Source organism: Pseudophaeobacter arcticus DSM 23566 (assembly GCF_000473205.1).
Taxonomy (GTDB): domain Bacteria; phylum Pseudomonadota; class Alphaproteobacteria; order Rhodobacterales; family Rhodobacteraceae; genus Pseudophaeobacter; species Pseudophaeobacter arcticus.
On the sequence record NZ_AXBF01000006.1, the window covers coordinates 73842 to 91095 of the forward strand.

Here is a 17254-nt window from a genome sequence, read left to right on the forward strand (position 1 = left end):
CGGTGGAAACCATATCGAAGAACCAAAGGAGAACGTAGATGAAGGTGCTTGTGCCTGTCAAACGCGTGATCGACTACAACGTGAAGGTCCGCGTCAAGGCGGACGGAAGCGGTGTCGATCTCGCCAATGTCAAAATGTCGATGAACCCGTTCGACGAAATCGCGGTCGAAGAGGCGATCCGCCTGAAAGAGGCCGGCAAGGCCGAAGAAATCGTCGTGGTTTCCATTGGCGTCAAACAGGCGCAGGAAACCCTGCGCACTGCGCTGGCCATGGGTGCGGATCGTGCCATTCTGGTGGTTGCCGCCGATGATGTGCACACCGACATCGAGCCGCTGGCCGTCGCGAAAATCCTGGCCAAGGTGGTCGAGGAAGAGCAGCCCGGTCTGGTTCTGGCGGGCAAACAGGCCATTGACAACGACATGAACGCCACCGGCCAGATGCTGTCGGCGATCCTCGGTTGGAGCCAGGCGACCTTTGCCTCGGAAATGGGCATCGATGGCGACAGTGCCGTCGTGACCCGCGAAGTTGACGGCGGCCTGCAGACCATCAAGGTCAAGATGCCCGCGATCGTCACTGTGGACCTGCGCCTGAACGAGCCGCGCTATGCGTCGCTGCCCAACATCATGAAGGCCAAGAAAAAGCCGCTGGATGAGAAAACCGCCGATGATTACGGCGTTGATGTCACGCCGCGTCTGGAAATCGTCAAAACCTCCGAGCCCGCGGCACGCGCGGCCGGTATCATGGTCGGCTCGGTGGACGAGCTGGTCGCAAAACTCAAAGAAGCGGGGGCTGTGTAATGGCTGTTCTTCTTCTCGCAGAAGTCACCAATGGTGAACTGGCAATCGACGCAACCGCCAAGGCCGTGACCGCGGCCAAGGCCCTGGGCGATGTGACCGTTCTGTGCGCGGGCGCCTCTGCTGCTGCCGCAGGCGACGCCGCCGCCATGATCGACGGTGTGGCTAAGGTTCTGGTCGCCGAAGACGCATCGCTGGGTCACCGCCTGGCCGAACCGACCGCCGCGCTGATCGCATCGCTGGCCGGTGACTATGAACATATCGTCGCCCCGGCCACCACGGACGCCAAGAACGTCATGCCGCGCGTTGCCGCGCTGCTGGACGTGATGGTCCTGTCGGACGTGTCCGGCGTTGTCGATGGCAACACGTTCGAGCGCCCGATCTATGCCGGGAACGCGATTCAGACCGTCAAATCGTCGGATGTGAAAAAGGTCATCACCTTCCGCACCTCGACCTTTGATGCCGCTGGCGAAGGCGGCTCGGCCGCAGTCGAAACCATCGGTGCTGCCGACAACCCCGGCCTGTCCGAATGGGTCGAAGACAAGGTTGCCGCATCGGACCGCCCCGAGCTGACCTCGGCCGGCGTGGTCGTGTCCGGTGGCCGTGGCGTCGGATCTGAAGAGGATTTTGCCCTGATCGAGAAGCTGGCTGACAAGCTGGGCGCCGCCGTTGGGGCTTCGCGCGCTGCTGTCGACTCGGGCTACGCCCCGAACGACTGGCAGGTGGGTCAAACCGGCAAGGTTGTTGCCCCCGAACTGTATGTCGCCGTTGGCATCTCGGGCGCCATCCAACACCTGGCTGGCATGAAGGACTCGAAGATCATCGTCGCGATCAACAAGGACGAAGAAGCACCGATTTTCCAGGTTGCTGACTTCGGCCTGGTCGCCGACCTGTTCGAGGCCGTCCCGGCCCTGACTGACGCACTGTAAATTGCGTCACATCAAATGCGAGAAGGCCCGCCATCCGGCGGGCCTTTTTGTATGCTCATCTTGTTACTAATTGAAAGGGAACCGCTTTTTTGAGGTGCCCATAGACTCTAATTCATATGGCTTCTATGGCTAGGGCAATCCCCTGCCCACCACCGATACACATGGTAATCAGCGCGCGTTTTGCGCCGGTACGCTCCAGCTCGTAGAGCGCTTTGACAAAGATTATGGCCCCCGACGCCCCGATAGGATGTCCGAGAGCAATTGCGCCGCCGTTGGGGTTCACCTTGTTGCCATCCAGACCAAGAGTTTTACTCACGGCCAAAGCCTGAGCCGCGAAGGCTTCGTTTGACTCGATGACGTCGAAATCAGAAATTGTCAGGCCTGTACGTTTCAAAAGTCCTTCGACAGCCGGAATTGGCCCGATTCCCATGATGTCCGGGCGTACTCCTGCAACATGATATCCAAGCAGGCGTGCGCGCGGTTTCAACCCTGCATCTGATGCAGCATCTGCCGTGGCCAGCACAACTGCGGCGGCCCCATCATTGAGACCCGAAGCATTCCCCGCCGTCACGGTGCCATCCTTCTGGAAGGCCGGACGCAGTTTGCCGAGCATTTCAACTGTGCTCGCCTTGGGGTGTTCATCGGTGTCAAAAGAAGCAGTGTTGCGTTTGACCTTGACCTCGACGGGAACGATCTGGGATTTGAAATACCCCTCTTTGAGCGCGTTCAGAGCGCGCTCCTGGCTTTGAAGGGCAAACGCATCCTGAGCTTCGCGCGTGATGTCGTATTCGGCGGCGACGTTTTCCGCTGTTACGCCCATATGCCCGGTGCCAAACGGACAGTTCAACGCGCCGAGCATCATGTCAGTTGCACCCGTGTCACCCATTTTCTGCCCCCAGCGAATGGCTGGCACGATATAGGGCGAGCGGCTCATGCTTTCGCTGCCACCGGCAAGAGCCATTGTTGCATCACCCAGCATCAGCGACTGCGCCGCTGACACAATAGCCTGTAGCCCAGAACCGCAGAGCCGATTGACGTTCATTGCGGGCGCCTTTTCTGGCACGCCAGCGGCAATAGACGCCGCGCGGCTAAGATACATGTCGCGCGGCTCTGTGTTAATAACATGGCCAAAAACAACGTTTCCAACCTGCTTGCCTTCGACACCTGAACGCGCAAGCGCCTCTTTCGCCACTATGCTACCCAGTTCGATCGGAGACGTGCCCGAAAGAGAGCCGCCAAAGGTTCCGATGGCTGTTCGCACACCATCCAATACTACGATATCTTTCATTTTCACTCCGGTTCTTCATTTTTTGCGTCACGCAGGCCGTGTACTGCCCAGTGTCAGCCCGTTACCCTGACCTGCGCGTTCGGTGCCTTGGTGGAACTTGCCTGGGAGTAGGAAGTTGATACCGCGCCAGTTCAGGAAAGCCGTCTCGAGCAAAATAACGCGGCGTTTGCCTTGAGACTGGGCCATTGCCGAAAAAATAACAGATGTTAGATTTATGGCAATACCAACCTTAGGAATGGATTCCAAAATGTCTCTGATTACGAATAGTTCGGCCTGGGCCGCAGATGAACATAAGATGTTCGCGGATAGCACACGCAAGCTTTTCGATGCCGAAATGGCTCCAAACATCGAAAAATGGGCGGAGCAGGGCATTGTTGACCGCGACTTCTGGAAAACAGTCGGTCAACAGGGTGTCATGGGTGGCTCGATTGCCGAAGAATATGGCGGGTTCGGTGGCGGCATCGGGTTCGATGCGATTACCGTTTACGAGCAAGGGCGCACCGGTGACACGGGTTGGGGCTATGGCATCCAGTCCATCGTAATCCATTATATCAACGCCTATGGCAGCGAAGAACAGAAGAAAAAGTGGTTGCCGAAGCTGGTCAGCGGCGACAGTGTCGCGGCGATCGCGATGACCGAGCCAGGAACGGGCTCTGACCTCCAGAACGTCCAGACCCATGCGGAAAAGGATGGCAACCATTACAAGATCAACGGCTCGAAGATCTTCATCACCAACGGACATACAGCCGATCTGGTTGTCGTCGTGGCAAAGACCGACCGTAACGCTGGCGCCAAGGGCGTTTCGCTGATCGTTCTGGAAACCGAGGACGCCGAAGGCTTTCGTAGGGGACGGAACCTGAAGAAGTTGGGCATGAAGGGATCGGATACGGCTGAGTTGTTCTTCGAGGATGTGCGCGTGCCTACGGCGAACCTGCTTGGCCCGGAAGAAGGGCAAGGTTTCTACCAGTTGATGAAGCAGCTCCCTTGGGAACGGCTGATGATTGGCGTTACCGCGCTAGGCTTCATTGACTTTGCCATCGATGAAACTGTGAAATATGTACAGGACCGCAAGGCATTTGGTAACCGCATCATGGATTTCCAGAACACACGCTTCAAATTGGCGGAATGCAAGACCAAGGCCGAATTGCTGCGCACCTTCGTCAATGACGGGCTCGTGCGCCTCGAAAAGGGCGAACTTGATGCGGCCACGGCCTCGATGGCGAAATGGTGGGGCAGCCAGACGCAAAACGAGGTCATGCATGAATGCCTGCAACTGCACGGCGGTTATGGTTTCATGATGGAATACCCGATCGCGCGCCTTTATGCCGACAGCCGGGTCCAGATGATCTATGGCGGCACCAACGAGATCATGAAGGAACTGATCGCACGTTCGATGGATGTTTGATCCGTTCGGTGCCGGGGGGGTTATTCTTCTCCCGGCCCGAGGATATCTTCGCTGTGCTCCCCCAGTCGAGGGGCAGGGCGGTGATCATGCCGCGCCGGCGTTGCCGAGAATCGTATCGGCGGGCGTGTCGTCCAGATCGCACCTTCGGTTGGGTGATCAATCTGTTGAAAGAACCCGGTCGCGGCAAGATGGGGATCGTTCGGCAAATCCGACAGGTTGCGCACCGGCATGGCGGGTATGTCGGCATTCTCCATCAGGGCAAGCCAGTCATCTGTTGTCCGAGTTAGGGCAATCTGCGCCACCATATCGTATACAGCGCCGATGTTGCGGCTACGGGTGTCCATGTCAGTGACCCAGACGTGGTCGATCATGTCATCGCGCCCGACCGCCTTGAAGAACCGCGCCCATTGTACGTTGGTGTAGGGCAGAATTGTGATATATCCATCTGCCGTCTTAACCGGACGCCTATGCGGAACCAGCATCCGGGCATAGCCGAAATCCTGCGGGGTCTCTTCGAAGGTGGCACCATCCAGATGTTCGGCCAGCAGGAAGGCGGCCAGCGTCTCAAACATCGGCACCTCGACATGCTGGGCTTCTCCCGTACGCTCGCGGTGGAACAGGGCTCCCATCACGGCATAGGCGGCCGTCACGCCGCCAAGCTTGTCGGCTAGAATCGTAGGGGCATATGCGGGCGGCGCTTCGGGATCGCGCAATGTTGCCAGGCTAGCTAACCCGGAAACCGACTGGACGGCATCGTCGAACGCGGGTCGGGCGGCATAGGGTCCGTCCTGCCCGAATCCAGTGGCAGATACCGTGATCAGGTTCGGATTTTCCTGGCGTAGGGTTTCGGGATCGAGAGACAATCTGGCTAGCGCCGCAGGCCGTATGCTTGAAATCATCACGTCGGCATCGATAAGCAGCTTGCGCAATCGATCCCGACCGGTCTGCGTCTTCAGATCGAGTACGACACTGCGCTTGTTACGGTTGGTACCCAGAAAAGCGGCGCCCATCTGTTTGTTGCGTGATGGCTGGACCTGGCGAAGAAGATCGCCCTCTGGGCCTTCCACCTTGATCACATCGGCCCCCAGATCGCCCAGCATTTGCGTCGCCAAAGGTCCGAAAACGACCGAAGTCAGATCCACGATCTTCACGCCTTGAAGGATCGCGGGTTTTTTCTCAGCGGTCATTTAGTTGCCCAACCTTTTTTTGAACGAGGGTAGAACTCGGCGCGAAGGGCTTTGCCTTCCGCATCGAAGGCCGGGCAGGGGCCCAGTGTCGTTTCGCCGACGCTGCGCCGGATCGGGGGTGTCGGGACCTTGATCTCGCCGGAGGGTGTGCCAATCACGGACCGGTCAAGCTGAGGGTGATCGGACAGGGTCGCCACGTCGTTCACGGCCCCGGAGGCAATGCCCGCAGCGTCAAGCCGCTTCAGCATCTCGGCGCGGTCATGAGAGGAGAACACGGCCTTGATGAGCGCTTCGAGCGCGGGCTTGTTTTCAATTCGCGCCGTGTTGTCGTGAAACCGGGGGTCGGTTGCCAGAGGCGCGTCGCCCAGTATGTGTTCACAGAACCGTTGCCATTCGCCGCTGTGCTGCACGGTAATGACGACAAGCTGACCGTCCTTGCACGCATAGGCCCCGTACGGGCAGATGACCGTGTGGTTCAGTCCGACACGGGGTGTCGGCTTGCCAAGGTAATCGTGATATAGCAGCGGAACCGACATCCAGTCGGCCATCACGTCAAACATTGCCACCGAAACACCGCTGCCCTTGCCGGTGCGATCACGCCCGACAAGTGCTTCGCAAATTCCGGCATGGGCTGTCATACCGGTGGCAATATCGCAGACGGAAACGCCAACCCGCCCCGGTCCGTCCGCCGTGCCGGTCACCGATGCCAGACCGCTTTCGCATTGCACCAGAAGATCATAGGCCTTGGCATTGCGCATCGGACCGTCCTCACCGTATCCGGTGATGTCGCAGGTCACGAGACGCGGGAACCTCTCTCGCAGCGTGGCGGAATCGAGCCCAAGCTTGACCAGCGCGCCCGGCAGCAGGTTTTGAATAAACACATCCGCGTTTTCCAGCATCCTGAGCAGGATTTCCCGGTCCTCGCCGGCTTTAATATCCAGGGCGACCGATTCTTTCCCTCGGTTCAGCCATGTGAAATAGGCGCTTTCACCATTGGCGGCGGTATCGTAGGCGCGGGCGAAATCGCCTGTGCCCTTGCGTTCGATCTTGATCACGCGCGCGCCGGCATCGGCCAGTCGCGAGGAGCAAAAAGGCGCGGCGACTGCCTGTTCCAGCGCAACTATGAGTTTGCCAGAAAGGGGGGCTAAATCTGAACCTGACATGAGTTTCCCGAAAATGTTCCAAAGAGGTTGACTAAATCTAACATTTGTTAGATTTATTATCAATACGCTTAACCAGAGAATTGATTACTTGAAGGAGAACGCCGGTGCCGGACGCCAAAGGACCAGACCAGATTTTCCAGGGCGCACTGACAAAGGGAGAGATCCTGCTGCCAAAGTGCGAAGACTGCGAGGCCTATCATTTTTTCCCGCGCGTCCTGTGTCCCCATTGTCATGGCGCCGCGATTTCATGGAAGCAGGCCACCGGCAAGGGACGGGTCCACACCACAACCGTCGTGCGCCGAAAGCCCGAACGGGGAGGTGACTACAATGTGTGCGTTGTCGAGCTGGACGAGGGCGTTCGGATGATGAGCCGGGTCGAGGGCATTGCTCCAGGTGAGGTCGCCATCGACATGGCTGTAACCGCTTTCGTGAGCGAGGCCGAGGGCGCTCCGGCCGTGCTTTTCAAGCCATCGGAGGGATAAGATATGACCGCTGAACTTCGGGGAAAATCCGCCATCGTGGGAACCGGTCATGCCGGTTTTGGAGAGGCACATGGTCTGACGGCATATGATGTCATGGCGCAGTCCGCACTTGCAGCGCTTGGCGATGCCGGGCTGAATCTGTCCGACGTCGATGGGCTGTTCTGCACCATGATGGAAGACAGCATGCCGGCGCTTATGGCGGCTGAGTATCTGGGCATTCAGCCGCGTTTCATTGATGGCACGATGTCGGGTGGATCATCCTTCGTGAATTATCTGACGTCAGCGACCATGGCGCTTGATGCCGGCCTGTGTGATGTCGCCCTGATTGTTTATGGCTCCAACCAGCGCACCGCGTCGGGCAGACTGGTGACCGCCTCGCGCCCGCCGGCCTATGAGGCGCCGTACAATCCGCGCTATCCGATCTCGGCATATGCGATGGCCGCGGCGCGGCACATGCATGAATACGGCACCACCCGCGAACAACTGGCCGACGTGGCCGTTGCCGCGCGGGCCTGGGCGCACCACAATCCCGAAGCGTTCGAGCGCGGCCCGCTGACCCGCGAGGACGTGTTGGGCGCGCGCATGGTGGGCGATCCGTTGACCGTGCGCGATTGTTGTCTTGTCACCGACGGCGGCGGCGCGATCGTAATGGTCCGCGCGGACCGCGCCCGGGATTTCCCAAAGGCGCCTGTCTATGTGCTGGGCAGTGCTGCGGAAAGCTCGCACCGGCAGATTTCGCAGATGAAAGATTTCACCGTGACCGCCGCCCGCGACTCGGGCGCGCGCGCCTTTGCTGCGGCCGGAGTGACCGCTGCGGACATCCAGGCGGTCGAGCTTTATGATGCCTTCACCATCAATACCATCCTGTTTCTTGAAGATCTGGGGTTCTGCGCCAAGGGCGAGGGCGGGGCCTTCGTCGAAGGCGGGCGCATCGCGCCTGGCGGCATCTTGCCTGTTAACACGAATGGCGGGGGCCTGTCCTGCGTGCACCCCGGGATGTACGGAATCTTCACCGTGATCGAGGCTGCGCGTCAGATCCGTGGCGACGCGCCGGGCATTCAGTTGAAGGATATCGACCTGGCGCTGGCGCATGGCAACGGCGGTGTGCTGTCCAGTCAGGTCACGGCAATACTTGGATCGCAAAACACGCTCTGACGGCAATTAAGGGAGGAAAGATAATGCCATTGGATTTCGAGGCACTGTCGAACTGGGACTTTGAGGAAATCGAACAGACGCTGACCGAGCGGGATACCATCCTGTATGCGCTCGGCCTAGGGTTCGGCGAGGATCCGACCGACAAAAAGGAACTGGCCTACGTCTATGAGGACGGGCTGAAGACGGTTCCATCGATGGCGGTCACTATGGGGTACCCCGGCTTCTGGCTGCGCGATCCCAAGACCGGTGTGAACTGGCAGCAAGTGTTACATGGTGAACAGTGGCTGGATATCTACAAGCCGCTGCCGACCCATGGCCGGATTGTCGGCCGCAGCAAGATCGACTTCATCTCCGACAAGGGCGAGGGCAAGGGAGCCGTCATCTACCAAAGCCGCGATATCATCGACGCGGACAGCGGTGAAAAGCTGGCGCGCGTGGCGATGTCGGCCTTCTGTCGCGGCGATGGCGGCTTTGACGGTGAAAATAAGGCGGGCCCGGCACCGGCAGCGCTGCCTGACCGCGCGCCCGATCACGTCTGTGAAATCGAAACCCTGCCGCGCCAAGCGCTCATTTATCGCCTCAGCGGCGATTTCAATCCGCTTCACGCTGACCCGGATGTCGCCCGTTCTGTCGGGTTCGACCGCCCGATCCTGCACGGTCTGGCGACCTATGGTCTGGCCGCCCGGGCGATCCTCAAGTCGGTGCTGGATTACGACGCCGCCCGGCTTGTCGGTCTGGATGTTCGGTTCTCGGCACCGGTCTATCCCGGCGAAACCGTGCGGTTCGAAATTTGGGAAGAGGACGGCGAGGCCCGGTTTCGCGCGTCGGTCCCGGCACGCGACGTCGTTGTTCTGAACAATGGCGCCGCGCGCTTCGCGTGAGGAGCAGAAGATGACTCAACCGCTCAAGGATATTCTGGTGTTGGATTTCAGCACCCTTCTTCCCGGTCCGATGGCGACGCTCATGCTTGCCGAGGCCGGGGCAGAGGTTATCAAGTTCGAACGGCCCGGGGTCGGTGAGGACGCACGCCACACGGAACCCATGATCGACGGGGAGAGCATCGGCTTTGCTGTGTTGAACCAAGGCAAGCGGTCGGTGGCCATCGACCTCAAGTCAAAGGGCGCGGTAGATGCTCTGCGGCCTTTACTTGAAAAGGCCGATGTTCTGGTAGAGCAGTTCCGTCCCGGCGTGATGGACCGGCTCGGGCTGGGATATGAGGCTGTGCGCGAGATCAATCCCGGTCTGATCTATTGTTCGATCACCGGCTATGGCCAGACCGGACCAAAGGCCAGCGCCGCTGGCCACGACCTTAACTACATCGGCGATGCGGGTATCCTGTCGCTGAGTCGCGGACCCGATGACCAACCGACAATGCCGTTCGGGCTGGTCGCCGATATCGGAGGCGGAACCTATCCGGCGGTGATGAATATCCTGCTGGCCCTGATCGCGCGGCAGGCAAGCGGGCAGGGGACGCATCTGGATATCGCCATGTCCGAGGGGGCGTTCGCCTTTGCCTATTGGGCCCATGCCGAAGGTGTGATCGCCGGGCAAAACATCGAAAGCGGCGGCAGCCGCCTGACGGGCGGCCTGGCCCGGTATCGGCTTTATACGGCTGCGGACGGGCGTCAGATCGCCGTTGGCGCGTTGGAAGAAAAGTTCTGGCAGTCGTTCTGCGATGTCATCGGTTTGCCGTCGGCGCTTCGCGATGACTGGTCCGAGCCTGATTCCTGTGCTGCGGAAGTTGCGCGTCGTCTGGGGAAACAGCCCTCGACCCATTGGGAGCCTTTGCTGGCGGCGGCAGATTGTTGCTGTTCGGTCGTAAAAACGCACGCCGAGGCGTCGCGTGACCCGCATTTCAAAGCGCGTGACGTTTTTGGGCGAACCCTGAGCATATCCGGCCAGAATGCGCCCGCATTGCCGCTACCAATTGCGCCGGAGTTCCGGTCTCCGGCCAACTCGGTCGGAGTTGCGGCCGCCTTGGGAGAAGACAATGCGCGTTACGGGCTGGACGCGCCGGACACAGATTAAATCCCGTTGACGTGCTGGTGGTGAATCACTATTCTAACAATTGTTAGAAAAATGGAGAGATCCAATGGCCGAGTCCGATGACCACCTGCCTGCAGAAGCCGAGCGCTTTGTCATGCCGTCGCACTATGTCGAAAGCGACAGCCTCGAAGTGCAGGGGTTTGCGACAGCGGCTTTGCGCGATCTTTCGCTGGATGCAACCAAGCGGGACAAGGCGATCCGTCTGTTTGAAGCGGTTCGCGACGACATTCGTTACGACCCATATTGTTTTGCGCTGGATGAAGATTCTTACCGTGCCAGCCGGATCGCAGGGGCAGAAGCGGCATTTTGCGTTCCCAAGGCGATCCTGCTTGCGGCCTGTTTGCGTGCTGTGGGTATCCCCGCCGCACTTGGGTTTGCCGATGTGCGCAACCACCTGAACACCCCTAAGCTGCAGGAGTTGATGGGGACTGACCTATTCATCTATCACGGCTACGTTCAACTGTGGCTGGATGGTGAGCCCTACAAGGTAACACCTGCATTCAACATGGAGCTGTGTGAAAGATTCGGGGTCAAGCCTCTGGTCTTCGACGGGTATCACGATGCGCTGTTCCACGAGTTCGATGAACAGGACCACCGGCACATGGAATATGTGAACGATCGAGGGCTCTATTTCGACGCGCCCATGGACGAATTCCTGGTGGCGTTCAAGGAAACCTATCCGAAGCTGGAAGAATTCAACCGCGTACGGATTTCCAGGGATGCAAGCGGATACGATTCCGGTTTCGCAAAGGAGGATGCTTCTTGAGGTATTTGGAGGATTTCGCGCCGGGCCAAGTCTATCACTTTCGCAGCGCCCCGATGAGCGCAGCCTCAATAAAGGCATTTGCCAAGGAATGGGATCCGCAGCGGCTGCACACCGACGAAGACTATGCGGCCACCATACATGGCAGCCTGATCGCCTCGGGCTTTCAGACGATGCTGGAGGTGTTCAAGCCTGTCATGACCGAGATGATGGTCGATGTTGCCAATATCGGTGGCATGGGCTTTGACAATTTGCGCTGGCTGCGGCCAGTGCGCCCGAACGAACCCCTTGATGTTGATATGACGGTCAATTCGGTCACGCCGTCCAAAAGCAAGCCCGACAGAGGTATTTTGCACTATACGCTCAGCGCCAAAAACCCCAAAGGCGAGATCGTTTTTTCGACCGACACCCCTGTGATGATTCAGCGAAAACAAAATGACACAGACTGATACAGTTTCCAGCGAACAAGAAGACCTTCGCCTGTTGCGAGAGAGCGCGCGCACCCTGTTCGAGCGCGCGGGCGGAAGTGGAAGAGCCAGAAAACTACGTGATGCCGACGGCGGTTTCGACCCGAAAATGGTCCGGGAATTGGCCGAGGCCGGCGTATTCGGCGTGGCGGTGCCCGAAGATCAGGGGGGTCTTGGCATGGGCTTGGCCGCCGGGGGCGTCATCGCAGAAGAGGCCGGTCGCGTGATTGCACCGGAACCGGTCGTGCTGACGATCGGTCTGAGCCTCGGCCTTCTGCGCCGCCTTTGCCCGGAACATCCGAAGATGGCGCAGCTCATCGGCGGCGAAATTTCACTGGCGGTTGCCTGGCAGGAACGTGGCCCGGGCGGAGCGCCCGCCAATGCGACCTGCCGATACGCAGACGGACGGCTGACCGGCAGCAAGGCTTGGGTGGTCGGCGCGACCGGATCGCACGGCTTCCTTGTTGTGGCCAAAGGAGATGATGGTCCGGTTCTGGTTCTGGCCGAGGCAGACGCGGACGGGCTTGTTACGACCAGGCGGGCGCAGGCCGACGGCAGTTCCCTGGGCGAGCTTTCGTTTTCAGGAATACCGGCCGCGGAACTGGCCAGCGGCGACGCGGTTCAGGCTGCGCTTGCCGAGGCTGTCGCCGATGCAACGGCGCTAGCCGCGGCAGAGCTTGTCGGCCTGAGCGAGTGCGCCTTCGAGATTACGCTCGACTACATCAAGACGCGCGAGCAGTTCGACAAGCCGATCGGGTCATTCCAGGTCATCCAGCATCGAGCCGTCGACCTTAACGTGATGTGCGAGGTTGCACAGGCGGGCGTCCGCGAAGTTCTGGCGCTGATGGACCGTGAAACCGATCAGAAGGTTCGGGCACAGCTTGCCAGCCGTGCCAAGGCGCGTGCGGTTACGACCGCCAAAAGGATTACCCGCGACGCGGTCCAGTTGCACGGGGCGGTCGGTTACACCGATGAGTTCGATATCGGGCTCTACCTGAACCGGGCGCTGGTGCTGTCGGCCTGGTTGGGCGACGACGCCTATCACAGACGGATTTGGTTCGATGCACGCGAAGCAGAGGGGGCAGCACAATGACCGACTGGAACGCAACGAGCGATGCGGACTTCCGCAAAGAAGTGCGCCAGTTCTTCGAGGCGGAATATCCCGAGGAACTGCGCCACCTGCCGCATCGTCCCAAGTTCGCCGAGATCGAACATTGGCACCGCAAGCTGCACGCCAAGGGCTGGGTCGCGCCGGCCTGGCCTGCGGAATACGGCGGCATGGGGCTGAACGCCGCCAAGCTTCTGATTTTCTACGAGGAGCAGCAACGCTGGGGCGTCAATCGTGGCCGCGACATGGGCGTGCAGATGGTCGGCCCACTGATTATCAAGTTTGGCACCCAGGAACAGAAAGACTATTGGCTGCCGCGTATCCTGAGTTGTGAAGACATCTGGTGTCAGGGCTATTCGGAACCCGGCGCCGGATCCGATCTGGCCAACCTGCGCACACGCGCAGAGATTGATGGCGGCGAATTTGTCATCAACGGACAGAAGATCTGGACCACGATGGCGCATGATGCCACGCACATCTTCATGCTGGTGCGCACTGATCCGGATGCGCCCAAGAAACAACAGGGCATCAGTTTCCTGCTCGCTCCGATGGATCAACCCGGAGTCGAGGTGCGCACGATCACTACCCTGTCGGGCGAGACCGAGTTTTGCGAGGTCTTCTTCGACAATGCCCGTACGCCCAGTGAAAACCTCGTGGGCGAGTTGAACAAGGGCTGGACGATGGCCAAGGCGCTTCTGAGTTTCGAGCGCATCTTCATCGGCTCACCAAGCCTGGCCCAGAACGCACTGGGGCAACTGGAAAGCTTTGCCCGGGGCCGTGGCGCTTTCGATGATCCGGTGTTCCGCGACCGCTTTGCCCAAGCCGCACTCGATGTTGAAGATCACGCCGCGCTATACGCCCGTTTTGCCGATCAGCTCAAGCGAGGTGAAACGCTCGGCGCGGATGTCTCGATTCTCAAAATCTGGGTGACTGAGTGCTTTCAGCGCATTACCGAGCTTATGATCGAAGCTGCCGGCCCCGACGGCGGTACCATCGGGCCACTTCAGGTCGGCAACGTAAGTGTCGATGTCCTTGCGAGCTTTTATAAGGCCAGGCCGACCACGATCTACGGTGGGTCGAACGAAATCCAACGAAACATTCTGTCCAAGGCCGTCCTCGGACTGCCTGGCTGAACCCATACTCATACCCACACCCTACGGAGGAAAAGAACTATGTCGGAGCGCTATGCAAAGTACGACAAACTGAAATTTGACTACCCGGCGGATCGCGTCCTGCGCATCACTTTTGACCGCCCTGAGTCCTTTAATTCCGTGGACGCGGAAACCCATACCCAGATGACGGACATGTGGATCGATATCGACCGTGATCCCGACATCAACGCGGTCATTGTAACCGGCGCGGGAAAGGCGTTTTCCGCCGGCGGTGATTTTAGCTTGATTGAAAAAATGATCGGCGACTCGCACGAGATCATGAAGACTTGGAAAGAGGCCAAGGACCTTGTCTACAACATCATCAACTGCAACAAACCCATCATTTCCGCGATCAACGGACCTGCGGCCGGTGCCGGTCTTGTGGTTGCCATCCTCGCCGACATCTCGATTGCCGGGAAGAAGGCCAAGATTGTCGATGGTCACCCGCGCCTGGGTGTTGCCGCTGGCGATGTCGCGGCGATCATCTGGCCGCTGCTGACTTCGATGGCCAAGGCGAAATACTATCTGATGACTTGTAAGCCGGTTTCGGGCGAAGAGGCCGAGCGCATCGGCCTTGTCTCAATGTGCGTCGAAGATGACGAGTTGCAACAAATCGCTTTGGACACGGCCGTCGAGCTGGCCAACGGCTCGCAAAGCGCAATCCGCTGGACCAAGTATTCGCTGAACAACTGGCTGCGCCAGGCTGGCCCGATCTTCGATGCGTCGACCGCGCTGGAGATGCTCGGTTTCATGGGTGAAGACGTCAGGGAAGGCGTTCTGTCACATCGGGAGAAGCGCGCGCCGAACTTCCGCAAGGACTGCCCGCTTTAACGCCTGATTGGACGAGGAGGCATGGAAATGTCTGAAGATATCTACCAAGATATAGCGCAAGCCTATGCCGCTGCGGCCGAAAAGGCTCCTGGCCTGAAATCGCGATTTACGGCTGCCGGATTTGATCCGGCAGCCGTCACATCGGTGGCGGACCTCTCGCGTCTTCCAGTGATGAAGAAGGAGGAGCTTCTGAAGATCCAGCGTGACAATCCACCCTTCGGCGGGTTCCTCGCATCGGATCTCAAGGATATCGGGCGGATCTACGTATCCCCCGGCCCGATTTTCGAACCGGCCCTATCGGGCGGTGGCGGCCACGGTCTGGACCTGCTGTTCAAGGCGGCCGGCGTGGGGCCCGGGGTTATCATCCTGAACACCTGGATGTACCACCTCGTGCCGGCAGGCTTGCTGTTCGACGAAGCGGCACAGTCCGCCGGCGCCACGGTTATCCCCGGAGGCGTTGGCAATACCGAGCTTCAGGCACAGATCATCGTCGAAACCGGCGTGACCTCGATCTGCGCCTCGACCGCGTTTTTCCTGACGCTGGCGGACAAAGTGATCGAAACCTATGGCCGCGACGCATGGAAGGTAAAGACGGCCTTCCTCGGCGGAGAGATGGGCGATTGGATGGCCAAGCGCCGCCGGATTGAGGCCGACTATGGCGTCTCCACCTGGGCTGCCTATGCCACTGCGGATCTGGGCCTTGTCGCCTATGAGGATGGCGGCGAAGGCTATGGAGTTCATCCCGACCGCGTGGTGCAAATCTGCGATCCGGACAGTGGAGAACAGGTCGCTCACGGGGAACCGGGCGAGGTTGTTGTGACCGCGCGCGATGCAACTTGGCCGATGATCCGGTTCGGTACCGGCGACAGCGCCTTTGCGCTGGAAAGCAACGCGGATGGCACCGTCAGCCGGATTTCCGCACTGCAGGGCCGGGTCGGCGCAGCGGTCAAAGTGCGCGAGATATTCGTTTATCCACGCGTGATCGAAGAAGTTGTCATCGGTACGCCCGGCGCAACGGCCGCGCAGGCCGTGGTAACGCGCGAGAACGATCGCGACATGATCCGCCTCTCGCTTGTGCTGGAAGACGGTGCCGACGCTTCTGCTGCGGAAACAGCCGCCATCGAAACCTTCAAACTGCATGCACGAATTCGCGCCGACGAGGTGAGCATTGTTGCGGAACTACCCGAGAATGCAGAACTGATCGTCAACCAAAAAGACGGCTGAGATCGGCTGAAACCGGAAAGCGTTCCAACAGACTTGGGAGCGGCCAGGACATCCTGGCCGCTCCCAAGTCAGTTCAAGAGTCAGAACGCGTTCAACCCGGTCAGGTTCCGGCCGATGACCAGCTTCTGAATCTCGGTGGTCCCGTCCGGGATCGGCATGACCTTGGCATTGCGAAAGTGCCGTTCGACTGGAAACTCTTTGGTGATGCCGTTGCCGCCGTGGATTTGCACCGCTTTTCCGGCGATCTCTACCGCCATCTCTGTCGCATACCATTTCGCCATCGAGGTCTGGGTGTCGCAGCGCACGCCCAGGTCCAAAAGTTGCAGCCCGCGCTGACACAACAGGCGCGCTGCATCCAGGTGCGTGGCCATGTCGGCCAGGTAGCCCTGGATCAACTGGTGCCCGCCGATCGGCTTGCCATGCTGTTCGCGATCCTGCGCATATTTGACGGCACATTCCAACGCTGCCTGGGCAATGCCAATGCTCGTCAGGCCGACAAACACGCGAGCGCTTTCAAACAGCTTCAAAGTCTGGAACAGGCCTCCGCCCGCATTACCCAGAACATGCTCGGCGGTGGTTTCCGCCCGGTCGAAAAACAATTCGCAGGTCGAAGCACCGACAAGCCCCATCTTGCGCAATTCGCGGCTTTCGTATCCGCCGGTGTCACGGTCGACGATGACCATGGAAATACCGTCGTCCAGATTGCAGACAACGATGGCGAAATCCGACTGGGCCCCATTGGAAATCCAGAGCTTCTGGCCGGTGACGAAAATCTTGTCGCCCTCGCGGTCTGCACGGGTCTTGACCTCGCGCACGTTCGAGCCGACCTCTGGTTCGGAAATACACGTGGCACAGATCCGTTCACTGCGCAGGAGCGGCTTCAGATAGGCCTCTTTCTGCGCCGCATTTCCCAAAAGGTTGACGGCGAACACGGCATGACCCTGGATCAGGACCGCAATTGCCAGATCGGCCCATATCCGGGCCAGTTCCTCGTAAAGGATGCCATAGGTCATGCGGTCGATTCCGGCACCGCCGTCTTTCTCGGGTATCAGGCCGCTGATCAGCCCGAATTCCTCGACCTTGGCGAACAGGGACTTCAGCGTTTTCGCATCGGGCGGGTGTCCGAGGTCTTCGTATTTCTCGGCCAGCGGAGCGAACTCTGCCTCGGCCATCTTGCGGAAGTGCTCCAGCAACATGCGTTGCTCGTCTGTATAGATTGCCTGAGCGGCGGCGATCACGTTTTCCATAGTTTTTTCCTTGT

18 protein-coding genes are annotated in these 17254 nt (G+C 59.5%); 13 read left to right on the plus strand and 5 right to left on the minus strand.

All coding sequences use genetic code 11. From position 1 onward, the window contains the following. Positions 1–38 precede the first annotated feature (38 nt). Both ARCT_RS0102880 and ARCT_RS0102885 read left to right on the plus strand, forming a co-directional pair. Positions 39–797: an electron transfer flavoprotein subunit beta/FixA family protein gene (locus tag ARCT_RS0102880; protein ID WP_027238724.1), complete on the plus strand. Its 759-nt coding sequence runs from the start codon at positions 39–41 to the stop codon at positions 795–797. Then, positions 797–1723, plus strand: coding sequence for an electron transfer flavoprotein subunit alpha/FixB family protein (locus tag ARCT_RS0102885; protein ID WP_027238725.1), 927 nt, complete (start codon positions 797–799; stop codon positions 1721–1723). Before ARCT_RS0102880 ends, ARCT_RS0102885 begins: the two co-directional genes overlap by 1 nt. A 112-nt stretch (positions 1724–1835) precedes the next feature. On the opposite strand, the gene ARCT_RS0102890 is transcribed toward ARCT_RS0102885, so the two are convergent. After that, positions 1836–3011 (minus strand): acetyl-CoA C-acyltransferase family protein, encoded by a 1176-nt coding sequence (locus ARCT_RS0102890; RefSeq protein WP_027238726.1) that lies wholly within the window; start codon positions 3009–3011, stop codon positions 1836–1838. A 27-nt stretch (positions 3012–3038) separates the two neighbouring features. After that, on the minus strand, positions 3039–3197 hold the full coding sequence (locus ARCT_RS28190) for a hypothetical protein (protein WP_161631283.1): 159 nt from the start codon (positions 3195–3197) through the stop codon (positions 3039–3041). A 61-nt stretch (positions 3198–3258) separates the two neighbouring features. On the opposite strand from ARCT_RS28190, the gene ARCT_RS0102895 reads away from it, so the two are divergent. Continuing rightward, complete coding sequence (locus ARCT_RS0102895) at positions 3259–4416, plus strand: acyl-CoA dehydrogenase family protein (protein WP_027238727.1); 1158 nt, start codon at positions 3259–3261, stop codon at positions 4414–4416. 20 nt (positions 4417–4436) lie between these two features. On the opposite strand, the gene ARCT_RS0102900 is transcribed toward ARCT_RS0102895, so the two are convergent. Both ARCT_RS0102900 and ARCT_RS0102905 read right to left on the minus strand, forming a co-directional pair. After that, positions 4437–5603, minus strand: a complete 1167-nt coding sequence (locus ARCT_RS0102900) for a CaiB/BaiF CoA transferase family protein (protein WP_027238728.1) — start codon at positions 5601–5603, stop codon at positions 4437–4439. Further along, positions 5600–6766 (minus strand): CaiB/BaiF CoA transferase family protein, encoded by a 1167-nt coding sequence (locus tag ARCT_RS0102905; RefSeq protein ID WP_027238729.1) that lies wholly within the window; start codon positions 6764–6766, stop codon positions 5600–5602. Before ARCT_RS0102905 ends, ARCT_RS0102900 begins: the two co-directional genes overlap by 4 nt. 104 nt (positions 6767–6870) lie before the next feature. On the opposite strand from ARCT_RS0102905, the gene ARCT_RS0102910 reads away from it, so the two are divergent. The 10 genes from ARCT_RS0102910 to ARCT_RS0102955 all read left to right on the plus strand — a co-directional run bounded on the left by ARCT_RS0102910 (position 6871) and on the right by ARCT_RS0102955 (position 15993). Further along, on the plus strand, positions 6871–7248 hold the full coding sequence (locus ARCT_RS0102910) for a Zn-ribbon domain-containing OB-fold protein (RefSeq protein WP_027238730.1): 378 nt from the start codon (positions 6871–6873) through the stop codon (positions 7246–7248). A 3-nt stretch (positions 7249–7251) separates the two neighbouring features. After that, on the plus strand, positions 7252–8403 hold the full coding sequence (locus tag ARCT_RS0102915; RefSeq protein ID WP_027238731.1) for a thiolase: 1152 nt from the start codon (positions 7252–7254) through the stop codon (positions 8401–8403). A gap of 23 nt (positions 8404–8426) precedes the next feature. Then, the gene (locus tag ARCT_RS0102920; protein ID WP_027238732.1) at positions 8427–9284 is read left to right on the plus strand and encodes a MaoC/PaaZ C-terminal domain-containing protein; all 858 of its coding nucleotides are present in this window, start codon (positions 8427–8429) and stop codon (positions 9282–9284) included. A gap of 10 nt (positions 9285–9294) precedes the next feature. Then, the gene (locus ARCT_RS0102925) at positions 9295–10431 is read left to right on the plus strand and encodes a CaiB/BaiF CoA transferase family protein (protein WP_027238733.1); all 1137 of its coding nucleotides are present in this window, start codon (positions 9295–9297) and stop codon (positions 10429–10431) included. Between the two features lie 64 nt (positions 10432–10495). Then, complete coding sequence (locus ARCT_RS0102930; protein ID WP_027238734.1) at positions 10496–11215, plus strand: transglutaminase-like domain-containing protein; 720 nt, start codon at positions 10496–10498, stop codon at positions 11213–11215. Then, the gene (locus ARCT_RS0102935) at positions 11212–11661 is read left to right on the plus strand and encodes a MaoC family dehydratase (RefSeq protein WP_027238735.1); all 450 of its coding nucleotides are present in this window, start codon (positions 11212–11214) and stop codon (positions 11659–11661) included. The genes ARCT_RS0102930 and ARCT_RS0102935 overlap by 4 nt, the downstream gene beginning before the upstream one ends. Beyond that, complete coding sequence (locus ARCT_RS0102940) at positions 11648–12772, plus strand: acyl-CoA dehydrogenase family protein (RefSeq protein ID WP_027238736.1); 1125 nt, start codon at positions 11648–11650, stop codon at positions 12770–12772. Before ARCT_RS0102935 ends, ARCT_RS0102940 begins: the two co-directional genes overlap by 14 nt. Further along, positions 12769–13920 carry an acyl-CoA dehydrogenase family protein gene (locus tag ARCT_RS0102945; protein ID WP_027238737.1) on the plus strand — a complete coding sequence of 384 codons (1152 nt, stop codon included), beginning with the start codon at positions 12769–12771 and terminating at the stop codon, positions 13918–13920. The genes ARCT_RS0102940 and ARCT_RS0102945 overlap by 4 nt, the downstream gene beginning before the upstream one ends. 39 nt (positions 13921–13959) lie before the next feature. Next, positions 13960–14769, plus strand: a complete 810-nt coding sequence (locus ARCT_RS0102950) for an enoyl-CoA hydratase/isomerase family protein (RefSeq protein ID WP_027238738.1) — start codon at positions 13960–13962, stop codon at positions 14767–14769. 27 nt (positions 14770–14796) lie between these two features. Further along, the gene (locus ARCT_RS0102955) at positions 14797–15993 is read left to right on the plus strand and encodes a phenylacetate--CoA ligase family protein (RefSeq protein ID WP_240476210.1); all 1197 of its coding nucleotides are present in this window, start codon (positions 14797–14799) and stop codon (positions 15991–15993) included. 80 nt (positions 15994–16073) lie between these two features. On the opposite strand, the gene ARCT_RS0102960 is transcribed toward ARCT_RS0102955, so the two are convergent. Next, positions 16074–17240 carry an acyl-CoA dehydrogenase family protein gene (locus ARCT_RS0102960; RefSeq protein WP_036784107.1) on the minus strand — a complete coding sequence of 389 codons (1167 nt, stop codon included), beginning with the start codon at positions 17238–17240 and terminating at the stop codon, positions 16074–16076. Between the last annotated feature and the right edge of the window lie 14 nt (positions 17241–17254).